General features: G+C 60.6%; 11 protein-coding genes and 1 pseudogene. All 12 read right to left on the reverse strand.

What is annotated here, in order from left to right:
• Window positions 1–115: pseudogene (locus V1T76_RS26430) on the reverse strand (ABC transporter substrate-binding protein); the annotation flags it as partial.
• A 135-nt stretch (window positions 116–250) separates the two neighbouring features.
• Window positions 251–1870 carry a benzoate-CoA ligase family protein gene (locus V1T76_RS26435; protein WP_330563671.1) on the reverse strand — a complete coding sequence of 540 codons (1620 nt, stop codon included), beginning with the start codon at window positions 1868–1870 and terminating at the stop codon, window positions 251–253.
• A 3-nt stretch (window positions 1871–1873) separates the two neighbouring features.
• Entirely contained in the window at window positions 1874–3028 is a 1155-nt protein-coding gene (locus V1T76_RS26440; protein WP_330563672.1) for an acyl-CoA dehydrogenase family protein, read from the reverse strand.
• Entirely contained in the window at window positions 3028–3828 is an 801-nt protein-coding gene (locus V1T76_RS26445; protein ID WP_330563673.1) for an enoyl-CoA hydratase family protein, read from the reverse strand. Before V1T76_RS26445 ends, V1T76_RS26440 begins: the two co-directional genes overlap by 1 nt.
• Window positions 3818–4300, reverse strand: coding sequence for a MarR family winged helix-turn-helix transcriptional regulator (locus V1T76_RS26450; protein ID WP_330563674.1), 483 nt, complete (start codon window positions 4298–4300; stop codon window positions 3818–3820). Before V1T76_RS26450 ends, V1T76_RS26445 begins: the two co-directional genes overlap by 11 nt.
• Window positions 4300–5043, reverse strand: coding sequence for an SDR family NAD(P)-dependent oxidoreductase (locus V1T76_RS26455; protein ID WP_330563675.1), 744 nt, complete (start codon window positions 5041–5043; stop codon window positions 4300–4302). The genes V1T76_RS26450 and V1T76_RS26455 overlap by 1 nt, the downstream gene beginning before the upstream one ends.
• Window positions 5040–7334 (reverse strand): bifunctional salicylyl-CoA 5-hydroxylase/oxidoreductase, encoded by a 2295-nt coding sequence (locus V1T76_RS26460; RefSeq protein WP_330563676.1) that lies wholly within the window; start codon window positions 7332–7334, stop codon window positions 5040–5042. The genes V1T76_RS26455 and V1T76_RS26460 overlap by 4 nt, the downstream gene beginning before the upstream one ends.
• Window positions 7335–7484: 150 nt before the next feature.
• The gene (locus tag V1T76_RS26465) at window positions 7485–8474 is read right to left on the reverse strand and encodes a LacI family DNA-binding transcriptional regulator (protein WP_330563677.1); all 990 of its coding nucleotides are present in this window, start codon (window positions 8472–8474) and stop codon (window positions 7485–7487) included.
• Window positions 8475–8554: 80 nt separating this feature from the next.
• Entirely contained in the window at window positions 8555–9481 is a 927-nt protein-coding gene (rbsK, locus tag V1T76_RS26470) for a ribokinase (protein ID WP_330563678.1), read from the reverse strand.
• Window positions 9478–9888, reverse strand: a complete 411-nt coding sequence (gene rbsD / locus V1T76_RS26475) for a D-ribose pyranase (RefSeq protein WP_330563679.1) — start codon at window positions 9886–9888, stop codon at window positions 9478–9480. Before rbsD ends, rbsK begins: the two co-directional genes overlap by 4 nt.
• Window positions 9885–10883 (reverse strand): ABC transporter permease, encoded by a 999-nt coding sequence (locus V1T76_RS26480; RefSeq protein ID WP_330563680.1) that lies wholly within the window; start codon window positions 10881–10883, stop codon window positions 9885–9887. The genes rbsD and V1T76_RS26480 overlap by 4 nt, the downstream gene beginning before the upstream one ends.
• Window positions 10880–12448, reverse strand: a complete 1569-nt coding sequence (locus V1T76_RS26485; protein ID WP_330563681.1) for a sugar ABC transporter ATP-binding protein — start codon at window positions 12446–12448, stop codon at window positions 10880–10882. Before V1T76_RS26485 ends, V1T76_RS26480 begins: the two co-directional genes overlap by 4 nt.
• Between the last annotated feature and the right edge of the window lie 77 nt (window positions 12449–12525).

Genomic DNA, 12525 nt, shown 5'->3' on the forward strand with positions numbered 1-12525 from the left:
GACCCGCACCACCACCGGAGAGCGTCGTGATCATGCCGACCTTCACCGGTTCGGCGTTGGCATTGCCAAGGCCGATCGTCAGCGCTGCCGCCGCCGCCAATGTTACAAATTTCATATGCTGCTCCTCTTGGTCTTAAGACCTGCTGTTCCCATTGTTTTTTAAAGTTTGAACCGCCGTGCTTCGTTTTCCGGCACGGTCGGCAAGGGGCTTGTCGTCTTGTTTTCCCGCGTGCCCCACGCGAGGATCTGGTCAGGCGTCCGGACGCAACCGGAAGCGCTGAATCTTGCCGGTTTCCGTTTTCGGCAAGGCATCGGTGAAAATGATCGACCGCGGATACTTGTAGGGGGCGATCGTCGCTTTGACGTGATCTTTCAGTATCTTGGAAAGCTCATCAGATGCTTCCTGTCCGGCCACAAGAACCACATGGGCCTGGACAATGGAGCCGCGCTCCTCATCGGGCGCACCAATGACGGCGCATTCCTGAACCGCCGGATGCGCCAGCAGCGCTGCCTCCACTTCAGGGCCGGCGATGTTGTAGCCGGCGGAAATGATCATGTCGTCGTTGCGGGCGGCAAAGTGCAGATGGCCGTCCTCACTCATGGAGAAACTGTCACCGGTGATGTTCCAGCCATCCATCACGTACTGGCCCTGGCGGTCGTCTGCCAGATAGCGACAGCCAGTCGGCCCGCGCACCGCAAGACGCCCCACTTCGCCGGGAGGAACATCATTGCCGTCCTGGTCGAGAATTCTGACTTCGTAACCGGACACCGGCTTGCCGGTACAGGCAGGCTTGTGATCGTCGAAGCGGTTGGAGATGAAGATATGCAGCATCTCCGTGGAGCCGATCCCGTCCAGCATCGGCTTGCCTGTTTTGGCCATCCATGCCTCATAAACGGGAGCCGGCAGGGTTTCACCGGCGGAAACCGCGGCGCGCAGCGAGGAAAGGTCAGCGCCCTCCTCCATGGCCTGCAGCATCACCCGGTAGGCGGTCGGCGCGGTGAAGCAGACGGTTGCCTTATATTTTTCGATGATCTCGATCATGTTCGGCGGTGTCGCAGCTTCCAGAAGCGTCGCAGCAGCGCCGAACCGAAGCGGGAAGATCGCAAGTCCACCGAGACCGAAAGTGAACGCCAGTGGCGGCGAGCCGACAAAGACATCATCCGGCGTGACGCCCAGAACCTCTTTGGCATAGGCGTCGGCAATGATCAGCAGATCCCGGTGGAAGTGCATCGTCGCCTTGGGCGTGCCTGTGGACCCGGAGGTGAACCCCAGCAAGGCAACATCGTCACGCCCGGTCGGAACGGCTTCGTAGAGAACGGATTTTTCCAGCGCGAGCCGGTCCAGTTCCGCGTCGTGGTTCGATGTGCCGTCGAAGCCGACGACCTTCTTCAGGAAAGACGAGTTCTTTGCACAGGTGACCATCTCGTCCATCAGGCGCGTGTCGCAGAGCGCAAACTCGATTTCGGCCTTGTCGACGATCTTGGAAAGTTCACCTGCCCGCAGCATGGGCATGGTGTTGACGACAACCGCGCCTGCCTTGGTGGCGGCGAGCCAACAGGCGACCATGGCCGGATTGTTGGCGGACCGGATCAGCACCCGGTTGCCCGGTTTCACACCCAGATCCTCGGTCAGCGCATTGGCCAGGCGGTTGGTCCAGTCTGCAAGTTCCTTATAGGTGCGGCGACGGCCATTGCCGATCAGGGCGGTGTGATCTCCCAGCCCCTTCTCGACCATCCTGTCGGTCAGTTCCACGCCCGCATTGAGACGTTCGGGATACTGAAAACCATCCAGCAGGAAGTCGGGCCAGCTCTCTTCCGGCGGCAGGTTGTCCCGGGTGAAAGTATCGACATGTGCGGAGGGACCAAGCATGCATCAGTCTCCCTGAAAAGCGCCAAGTGTCTGGCGCGCGATGATGATTTTCTGGACGTCCGACGCCCCCTCGTAGATGCGAAGAGCGCGAATTTCGCGGTAGAGCTTTTCAACCTGCGTGCCCGAGCGCACGCCATCGCCGCCGTGAAGCTGCACGGCCTTGTCGATGACCTTCTGCGCCTGATCGGTGGCGAAGAGTTTCGCCATGGCAGCTTCGCGCGTGACGCGCGGGGCACCGCTGTCCTTGGTCCAGGCAGCGCGGTAAATCAGAAGCGCTGCCGCATCGACATCCAGCGCCATGTCGGCGATATGCCCCTGCACCAGTTGCAGATCGAACAGAGGCGAGCCCTGGATTTCACGCGTCGTGACCCGGGAAAGCGCCTCGTCCAGTGCCCGGCGGGCAAAGCCCAGAGCGGCGGCGGCGACCGTTGAGCGGAAGATATCCAGAACCGACATGGCGATCCTGAACCCTGCTCCCGGCGTTCCGATCAGGTTCTTCTTGGGAACGCGGCAGCCGGTGAAACGCAATGTGGCAAGCGGATGGGGTGCGATTGTTTCCAGTCGTTCAACGACCTCGAAACCCTTGAGATCAGGCGTCACGATGAAAGCGGACAGGCCCTTTGCGCCGGGGGCTTCGCCGGTTCTTGCAAAGAGCGTATAGACATCGGCGATACCGCCGTTGGAGATCCATGTCTTTTCGCCGTCGAGCACATAGGCATCGCCATCGTCGATGGCGGTCATGGTCGAATTGGCAACATCCGAGCCGGATTGAGGTTCGGTCAAGGCAAAGGCGGAGATTGCCTTGCCGCTGCGCGTCAGCGGAAGCCACTCGGCTTTCTGTTCGTCCGTGCCGAACAGGGAAATGGCACCGGTGCCGAGCCCCTGCATGGCGAAGGCGAAGTCGGCCAAACCATCATGACGCGCAAGGGTCTCGCGGATAAGGCAGAGGCTGCGCACATCCAGCTTGCCGTCAGGCGCGCCGCTGTGCTTCAAGAACCCAGCATCGCCCAGAGCCGTTACCAGATGCCGGCAAGCAGCGTCCGTGTCGGTGTGATCGACATCGGCCAGCTGCGCGCCCGCCCAAATCTCCAGATCCTCGGCGAGGTTCCAGTGTTGGTCTTCGAAAAACGGCCAGCGGAGGAAAGATTTATCCGACATCAGTCGCCCTCGAACACTGGCTTTTCTTTCTTGACGAAAGCTTCATAAGCCCTGCGGAAGTCATTGCCCTGCATGCAGATTGCCTGAGCCTGAGCTTCCGCCTCGATGGCCTGATCCAGCCCCATGGACCATTCCTGTGCCAGCATGGTCTTGGTCATGGAATTGGCGAAGGTCGGACCGGCAACAATGCGGCCGGCCATATCCATGGCCGTTTGGTCCAGCTCATCCGCCGGCACAACCGCGTTGAAGAACCCCCAGGCATGACCTTCTTCGGCCTTCATCGATCGGCCGAGATAAAGCAGCTCCGCTGCCCGGCCCTGACCGATGATCCGTGGCAGGATCGCACAGGCGCCCATGTCGCAACCGGCTAGGCCGACCTTGTTGAACAAGAAGGCAACCTTGGCGTCCGGTGTGGCAACGCGAAGATCGGATGCCATGGCCATGATGGCGCCGGCACCGGCGCAGATGCCGTCCACCGCAGAAATGATCGGCTTGCCGCAATTGAGCATGGCTTTCACCAGGTCGCCCGTCATGCGGGTGAAGGCCAAGAGCTCCTTCATGTTCATTTTCGTCAGCGGGCCGATGATGTCGTGAACATCGCCGCCGGAGCTGAAATTGCCGCCGTTCGGCAGAATCACTACCGCATGAACATCGTCGGCATAAACGAGATCCCGGAACCAGTCGCGCAATTCGGCGTAGCTTTCGAAGGTCAACGGGTTCTTTCGTTCCGGCCGGTCGAGCGCGATACGCGCAATGCCGTTCGCGATCTCACATTTGAAATGCGTCACGTCACTTCGCATTGCCACTCTCCTCCTGGCTTTGACGTTTCAGAACCAGATCGAGCCGGGTCGAAAGCGCAGCGATATCGTCCGCTGACCAGCCTTCGAGCAGTTCATCGATCCAGGTTTCGTGATTGGCGGCCAGTTCCTCGAAGGCGGCTTTTCCCTTAGGCGTCAGCCGCGCCACCTGGGCCCGCCGGTCGCCCGGAACGGCAACGCGCAGGACAAGGCCTTCTTCGGTCAGCTTGTCGACAATGCCGGTGACATTGCCGTTCGACACCTTCAGAAACGTGGACAGTTCCGACATTTTCAGGCCATCGGGAAAGCGGGCCAGCGCGGACATGACGTCGAACCGCGGCAGTGTCGTGCCATGCTGATCACGCAGGTTCCGCCGGATTTCGGCCTCAATGCCGTTAACGGATTTCAAAAGCTTCAGCCACAGACGCAGGCGCGTCTTGGACAAGGCTTCCTGTTTTGCTGCAGTTTCCGCCATCACAGCTCCCCTCCCGAAAGTGTCAGCGCGTGACCGTTTACGGACACGGCGCCATCAGAACACAGATAGAGAGCGGCTTCGGCAACTTCCGAAACCTGGATGAACCGTCCCTGTGGATTATCCGCTTTCAGGCTGTCCGCCGCAGCTTCGCGGCTCATGCCGGTCTTTTCGACGATTGTGTCGATCGAGCGCTGCAACAGAGGCGTCTCGATGAAGCCCGGGCAAATGGCATTGACAGTGATGCCAGTTCTGGCCAGCTCGCGTGCCAGAGAGCGCGTCAGACCGACAACCGCGTGTTTGGCGGCGCTATAGGCACTGACATAGGGATAGCCGCGCAGGCCCGCGGTGGAGGCAATCGCGATCATCCGGCCCCACTCTTTTGCCTTCATGTCTGGCAGGACTGCCTGCCAGACATTGGACACGCCGAAGAGATTGACCCCCAGCATGGCCTGGAAATCTTCCGCCGTGGTGCGGGCAAAAGGCTTGCTGCTGGCAGCACCGGCATTGGCGATCACCACATCCACAGGGCCGTTCATCTGCCGGGCCGCTTCGACGGCTGCCTGAACGGCCTGCGCGTCGGTGACATCGCAGACCTGATAGGGCAGCTTCTGTTCAGCCAGGCTTGCTTCCGTCCTGCCGAATATGGTGACCTTCGCGCCTTTTTCGGCGAAGAGGTGGGCACAAGCAGCACCGACGCCGCTTCCGCCACCAGTCACGAGGATATGGCGGCCTTCGACGCTCATACCTTCAGCATCTCCGCTTCCCGGTCGGCCAGACGCCACATCTGGTCGCGGCCGGCAAGATAGGGCAACGGCCAATCCGTGGCATTGCGGTCACCGATCTTGGCAGCCTCATGCAGCGTCCAGTAGGGATCCGCCAGATGCGGACGGCCGACGGCTACGAGATCCGCACGGCCTGCCATCAGGATCGAGTTGGCGTGGTCAGCCTCATAGATGTTGCCGACAGCCATGGTCGGCAGCCCGCCTTCGTTGCGGATGCGGTCGGAGAACGGCGTCTGGAACATGCGGCCATAGACCGGACGTGCCTTGGGTGTTGTCTGACCGGCGGAAACGTCGACCAGATCGACACCGGCAGCCCGGAACCGGCGCGCGATCTCGACCGCGTCGTCCGGCGTGATGCCTTCCTCGCCCACCCAGTCGCAGGCGGAAATGCGCACCGACATCGGCTTGTGCTCGGGCCAGACGGCCCGCATGGCATTGAAGACTTCCAGCGGCCAGCGCATCCGGTTGTCCAGCGACCCGCCATACTCATCCGTCCGCGCGTTGGAAACCGGCGAAATGAACGACGACAGCAGATAGCCATGGGCGGCATGCAGCTCGATCATGTCGAAGCCGGCCCGCTCGGCCATTTCGGCGGCAGACACGAACTGAGCCTTGATCTCGTCCATCTCGGCCAGCGTGATTTCGCGCGGCACCGCGTTGCCCTCCGACCAGGGAATGGCGGACGCGGAGACAAGGTCCCAGTTGCCGTCATTAAGAGGCTTGTCCATTCCTTCCCAGCCGATCCGCGTTGAGCCCTTCCGGCCGGAATGGCCGATCTGGCAACAGATCTTCGCGTCGGTTTCGGTATGGACGAAATCGGTCAGCCGTTTCCAGGCTGCCTCGTGTTCGGGCGCATAGAGCCCCGGGCACCCCGGTGTGATCCGGCCTTCGGCGCTGACGCAGGTCATTTCGACAAAGACGAGACCAGCGCCGCCCTTGGCGCGCTCGGCGTAATGGACCATGTGCCAGTCGGTCGGCGCGCCATCAACGGCCTTGTACTGGGCCATCGGCGAGACGACGATGCGGTTCTTCAGCTCCATTTCACGCAGCTTGAACGGCGTGAACATCGGTGCGCGCACAGGCGAATTCGGCGACACGCCCGCCTGGTTCATGAACCAGCGCTCGGCAGACTCCAGCCATTTCGGGTCGCGCAGCCGGAGGTTTTCATGGCTGATGCGCTGGGAGCGGGTCAACATGGAATAGTTGAACTGGACAGGATCGAGGTGGAGATACCGCTCGACATGCTCGAACCATTCCAGCGAGTTGCGCGCTGCCGACTGAAGACGAAGCACTTCCAGTCGTCGGTCTTCCTCGTAACGCTTGAAGGCAGCGGCCATGTCCGCTTCCGTATGCAGATATTCCGCAAGAGCGATTGCCGATTCAAACGCAAGCTTGGTGCCGGAGCCGATGGAGAAATGCGCAGTTGCGGCGGCGTCGCCGAGCAGCACCACGTTCTCATGGCTCCACTTCTCGCACAGGACGCGCGGGAAACGGATCCAGGCGGAGCCCCGGATGTGTTTGGCGTTGGTCATCAGCGGATGGCCGCCAAGGTGATCCTTGAAGATCTCCTCGCAGGTCCGGATGCTCTCTTCCTGGCTCATCTCGCCAAAGCCGAAGGCATCAAAGGTTTCCTGCGTGCACTCCACGATGAAGGTCGCGGTCTCATCGTCGAACTGATAGGCGTGCGCCCAGACCCAGCCATGCTTGGTTTCTTCAAAGATGAAGGTGAAGGCATCAGCGAATTTCTGATGGGTTCCGAGCCAGACAAACTGGCACAGACGCTGATCGATATCCGGCTTGAAGGTGTCCTGATAGAGCGTCCGAGTCTTGGAATTCAGACCGTCGCTGGCAACCACAAGATCGTAGTCCTTGCGGTAGTCCTCGGCACTGTCGACCTCGGTTTCGAATTTCAGGTTGATGCCGAGCTCGCGGGCGCGCTCCTGAAGGAGCAGCAGCAGCTTCATACGACCGATACCGCAGAAACCATGCCCGGTAGAGACAAGACGTTCACCACGCATATGCAGGGCAATGTCGTCCCAATAGGCGAAATTCTCGCCGATGGCCTTGGCACTGACAGGGTCGTTGACGGCAAGATTCTGCAAGGTCTCATCAGACAACACCACGCCCCAGCCGAACGTGTCGTCGGCGCGGTTGCGCTCGATCACGTCGATCTCGTGGGACGGGTCTCGCAGTTTCATCGAAATGGCGAAATAGAGACCGGCAGGTCCCCCGCCCAGACAAGCAATCCGCATACGAAACTCCCCTGCTGTGGTATGCTTCAGCGAAACACAGGGAGGTATTTATTTCAAGCCTAAAATTTCAAGCTTGAAATAAATAAAAGCGGTGACTTTCGGTTCGTTGATTGGGTCGGGCAATCTCGGTCAGGAAGAAGCAATCGCCTATCAGAATTCCGGGACATTCCCCGTCGATTCCCGCACCACGATTTCCCCGGCAATCGCTTCGGCGTCCTGTGCTTCACCCGCAAAGATCCGTTCAACCGCACATTTTGCCAGTTGCTCGATGGGCTGACGCAAGGTGGTGAGACGCGGGACGACGAGAGCTGCCAGTGCGATGTCGTCGAACCCTGTGACGGAAAGATCCGCCGGAATGGCGATCTTCAGGTCGCGCGCGCAGCGCAGAACGCCGATGGCCTGCTGGTCGCTAGCGGCGGCGATGGCGGTGGGGCGTGTCTCGCTTGAGGCGTCCTTCAGGATTTCCCGGCCGATGTCCTCGCCGCTGTCGTAATCGAAATGGCCTTCGTGAACAGTGAGCGTGATCGGATCATCCGGTGTCGACAGGGCCTTGATCCGGGCGACGAAACCTTCCTGCCGCTGGCGGGCAACCTCCATGGATTGCGGGCCGGCGATATAGGCGATGCGGCGATGCCCCAGGCCAACCAGGTGATCGGCAATCTTGGCCGAACCGTCGAAATGATCGGTCGCGACCAGCGGATAGGGTCCGAACCGGCGGTCGAGCGAAACAATCGGAACATCGGCCTTGTGTGTCTGGCCGCCATCGGATGTTGCCACCACGATAACCCCGCACACGGCCCTGTCGAGCAGCGCCGCGATCTGCGTCTGTTCGGCGTCCGCATCATCGTGGGAGTTCGCCAGCATCACGGAGTGGCCGCGCTTTGCGGCTTCCATTTCGATGTTCTTGGCAAGCTGGGAAAAGAACGGGTTGGTGATATCCGGCACCACAAGGCCGATCACGTCGATGCTGTTGGTTCGCAGTGCCCTGGCGGCAAGGTTGGGTTTGTAGTCCAGCTCTTGCATTGCCGCGAGCACACGTTCCTTCAGCGGCTGCTTGACCGATTCATTTTTGGACAGAACGCGCGAGACAGTACCAACGGACACACCGGCTTTGCGTGCGACGTCTTTGATTGTTGGCATGTTTTGCGTGTCTCCCCGCGCCTCAGGCGATGCCTACCTTGAACCACTCCTCGATGACAGGATCAAGCAATTGAATTCATTCAGGCGATCCGCTGGACGGGGAATGCCTCCAACTCGTCCAGACGTGGCAGGGATGCGGCGGCTCCCTTGCGGGTGGTCGCCAGGGCTGCCGCCTGCATGGCGAATGCAATTGCCTCTTCTATCGGCTTGTTTATGGCCATCCACGCGGCAAATGCGCCATTGAAACAATCGCCTGCGGCCACCGTATCGATGCTGCGCACCTTTGGTGCCGGCAAGGCGCCGGAGCTGCCGTCGACGGACCAGGCCACTCCGTCAGCACCCATTGTGACGATGGCACCGCGTAGCCCGAAAGACCGCAAGGCATCGGCTGCCTCGCGCGCCTCTGCCAGCGATCGAGGTTCAGCGCCCAAAAGGCCACCTGCCTCGCCCGCGTTTGGCGTCAGAATGTCGAAGGCGGTCAGCACGTCAGCGGTCCAGGCCGGCTCGGGAGCGGGTGCCGGGTCCATGATCACCAGCGCTCCGGCCTGGCGGGCCAGCCGCGCGGCTGCCAGCGATGTTTCCAGGCCGATTTCGTTCTGAAGCAGCAGCACACGACTTTGGCCAAGGATATCTGCATGTTTAGACACAGTATCGGGCGAAAACCGGCCGTTGGCACCGGCGGAAAGCCGGATCATGTTCTGCCCATCCGGACCGACATCGATGAAGGCGAGACCGGTTGCCGCTTCCGGCAATTCCTCCAGCAAGGTCGCGACCCCTTCAGGCCTCAGAGCTGCCACGGCTTCCGCACCAAAGCCATCTTTGCCGACAGCTCCGATGAAATTGACATCTGCGCCCAACCGAGCGGCTGCGACGGCCTGATTTGCCCCCTTCCCGCCCAGCGAGGTGACGGTTTCACGAACGGAGATGGTCTCACCTATCTTCGGCCAGCGGTCGAGATAGCTGGTGAGGTCGATATTGATGCTGCCGACAACGGTAACGGACGTCAAAACGCAACTCCGCTGATAAGAATAATGTTGGCGTAGGGCGTAACCTCGCCGGTGCGGATCACGGCCCTGGCCTTTTGCGTCCGATGCTTGAAAGCCTCGTGCGACAGCCTTGAAACAGTGATCTCCTTGCCTGTTTCCGACGCCCAGAAATCCACTTCGCGCTGCATAAGGGAGGAAAGTGCGTCAGATGCTTCCTCAGCCCAGACGGCCCCCTCGATGACGAGTTCGGATTGCAGCGCCGCGAGCAGTTCCCGGAAGGTGGGCACGCCCGGCGTGACCGCCAGATCGATGACGTTTATCCCGGCAGGCACGGGCAGACCTGCATCGGCAACCACGATTTCGTCCTTATGCCCAAGAGAGGCGACAAGCGCACTCAGGTGGCGGTTCAACAAGGCTGTGCGTTTCATTTGGTGGCGTACTTTGCACGGTAGTAGTCGAGGATGACGGCAACGATGATGACGACGCCGGTGATCATCTGGCGCATGAAGTCGCTGAGGCCGATCAGGATGAGACCGTTTGCGAGAACACCGATGATGAAGGCACCCAGAAGTGTGCCGATGACCGATCCCCGTCCGCCGCTGAGGCTGGTGCCGCCGATGATGACGGCTGCAATGGCATTGAGTTCAAAGCCGATGCCGGCAATCGGGCTGGCGATGTTGAGACGCGCCATATAGACCACGGCGGCGATGCCCGCCGTCAGACCGCAGATGGTGAAGGCCGCAATCTTGTAGCGGGCCACCGAATGACCGGCGAGCCGGACGGCTTCCTCGTTGTTGCCGATGCCGTAGATCAAGCGGCCGAAGACCGTGAAATTCAGCACGAACCAGGCGATGAACACCAGAACCAGCGCCACCAGGAACACCACCGGCACGCCGTAGATCATGGCGGATCCGAATTCCTCGAAGGCGAAGGGGAAAGAATAGATCGTCTGCGCCTCGGACACCTGCAATGCCGCGCCGCGGGCAATGTTCAACATGCCGAGCGTGATGATGAAGGACGGCAGCGACCAGTAGGCGCTGATGGCACCGTTCAGAAAGCCGCAGAAAACGCCGGTCAGCGTGGCCGCGACAACAGCAAGCGCGATGGCTTCCGCCGGGCCGAAGCCGGGCAAGGTAATCGCCTTGCCGGCAACAACGGCAGCAAAGGCCATCACAGATCCGACAGACAGATCGATACCGCCGATCAGGATGACGAAGGTCATGCCGACGGCCAGCACCAGATTGATGGTGATCTGCGTCAGGATGTTGGTGATGTTGTTCGGCGTCAGAAAGTGCTCGGTGAAGAGCGAGAAAAAGACGATCAGCGCCAAGAGGGCCAGACCGATCCCGGCATTATGCAGCACCGTGCGGATGGAGAACTTCGGTGCAGCGCCGGCCGTTTCACTCAAGGTTTCGGTTGTCATGTGTCGTTTTCCCCGGCGCCCGGCGTTTGCCCATAGGCCAGTTTCAGGATGTTTTCTTCAGAGAAATCCGGGCGTTTCACTTCGCCCTGGATCTCATGTTCGGCAAGCACCAGAATGCGGTCGGCCAGGGTCATCAGCTCCGGCATTTCCGAAGAGACCACGAGCAGAGCGACGCCTTCGCGCGCCAGATCCTTCAGGATGGCGTAGATTTCCGCCTTGGCACCAACGTCGACACCGCGTGTCGGCTCGTCGAGCAGCAGAACCTTCGGATTGCGCGCCAGCCACTTGGCCAGAACAACCTTCTGCTGGTTGCCGCCAGAGAGGCTCGAAGCGGGGTCCGAGGTGCGGCCGTACTTGAGGGTCAGCCGGGCTGCGCTTGCAACGGCCTGGCGCGTTTCCTCCGCCAGTTTCAATAGCCCCGAGCGGGAAACGGCCCCCATGTTCGCCAGCGAGATATTCGCCGCAATGGGCATTCCCAGAATGAGACCTTCGTCCTTGCGGTCTTCCGTGACAAATCCGATCCCGGCCGCGATGGCATCGCGCGGGCCTTTGAAACGAACTTCCGTACCATCGCGAAAGATCTTTCCGGACCGGGGCGGATCAATGCCGAAGATGCCGCGCAGGATTTCCGTTCGTCCGGCGCCGACAAGTCCGGAAATTCCGACAATCTCGCCGTAGCGCAAATCAAGCGAAATCCCTGAGTTTCCGGGATTTGCGGAGGTCACAAGGTTTTCCAGCCGCAGCGCGCTTGCGCCCACAACGTGGCCCTCGGGGTGCTCATGCTGCTCGGCGGCCAGTTTGCGCCCCACCATCCGCTGAACGACACCTTCCGGCGTGGTCTCGCTGATGAGATCGGTCGCGATAGTTTTGCCGTTTCGAAACACCGTGACACGGTCGCAGATGGCAAAGACTTCATCGAGATGGTGCGAGACGAAGACCACGGTGACCCCGTCCGCCTTGATGCCGGCGACGATGTCGAACAGGCGTTTGGTCTCGCGCTCCGTCAGGGTTGCTGTCGGTTCGTCCAGGATCAGGATCCGGCTTTTCGACTGAAGCGCCCGCGCGATTTCGACAAGCTGGCGATGAGCAATCCCGAGAGAGCGCACCGGCGCGGTGACGTCCACATCCGTCAGACCGATTGCATCCAGGGCCTTGCGGGCACGCCGGTTCATTTCCTTGCGGTCCAGAAGACCGAAGCTGTTCTTCGGCAATTGCTCGATGGAGATGTTTTCGGCGATGGTGAGATGTTCCAGCAGGTTGAATTCCTGATGAACCACCTGCACGCCATGATCCTTGGCGTCATGCGGGCTCAAGGGACGATACGCCTCACCCGCCAGGACAATCTGTCCCGCATCGTAGGGAAACACGCCGGAAAGGATCTTGATGAGGGTTGATTTTCCCGCGCCGTTTTCCCCAACGAGCGCATGAACCTCGCCTTCATCAAGGGAAAAGCTGACCCCGTCCAGCGCCTTGACGCCACCGAAATGCTTCTTCAGACCCTCGACCGTCAGGAAAGCACGGTCCGGTGCAGCGGCGGGCGCTGCGGCAAGCGATGCTGCTGCCATGGTGCGTCCAGTCGTTTTTTGATGGATAAACAGCTCCCGCCCTAAAGCTGATCGGGCGGGAGCGTTCTTGAGACTGC

Origin of the sequence: Roseibium sp. FZY0029, from assembly GCF_036350355.1 — a bacterium.
Classification (GTDB): Bacteria; Pseudomonadota; Alphaproteobacteria; order Rhizobiales; family Stappiaceae; genus Roseibium.

Excerpts from the sequence above, each read along its gene's own strand:
- V1T76_RS26435 (WP_330563671.1), bottom strand. The coding sequence starts at position 1,870 with ATGCTTGGTCCCTCCGCACATGTCGATACTTTCACCCGGGACAACCTG.
- V1T76_RS26440 (WP_330563672.1), bottom strand. The coding sequence starts at position 3,028 with ATGTCGGATAAATCTTTCCTCCGCTGGCCGTTTTTCGAAGACCAACAC.
- V1T76_RS26445 (WP_330563673.1), bottom strand. The coding sequence starts at position 3,828 with ATGCGAAGTGACGTGACGCATTTCAAATGTGAGATCGCGAACGGCATT.
- V1T76_RS26450 (WP_330563674.1), bottom strand. The coding sequence starts at position 4,300 with ATGGCGGAAACTGCAGCAAAACAGGAAGCCTTGTCCAAGACGCGCCTG.
- V1T76_RS26455 (WP_330563675.1), bottom strand. The coding sequence starts at position 5,043 with ATGAGCGTCGAAGGCCGCCATATCCTCGTGACTGGTGGCGGAAGCGGC.
- V1T76_RS26460 (WP_330563676.1), bottom strand. The coding sequence starts at position 7,334 with ATGCGGATTGCTTGTCTGGGCGGGGGACCTGCCGGTCTCTATTTCGCC.
- V1T76_RS26465 (WP_330563677.1), bottom strand. The coding sequence starts at position 8,474 with ATGCCAACAATCAAAGACGTCGCACGCAAAGCCGGTGTGTCCGTTGGT.
- rbsD (WP_330563679.1), bottom strand. The coding sequence starts at position 9,888 with ATGAAACGCACAGCCTTGTTGAACCGCCACCTGAGTGCGCTTGTCGCC.
- V1T76_RS26480 (WP_330563680.1), bottom strand. The coding sequence starts at position 10,883 with ATGACAACCGAAACCTTGAGTGAAACGGCCGGCGCTGCACCGAAGTTC.
- V1T76_RS26485 (WP_330563681.1), bottom strand. The coding sequence starts at position 12,448 with ATGGCAGCAGCATCGCTTGCCGCAGCGCCCGCCGCTGCACCGGACCGT.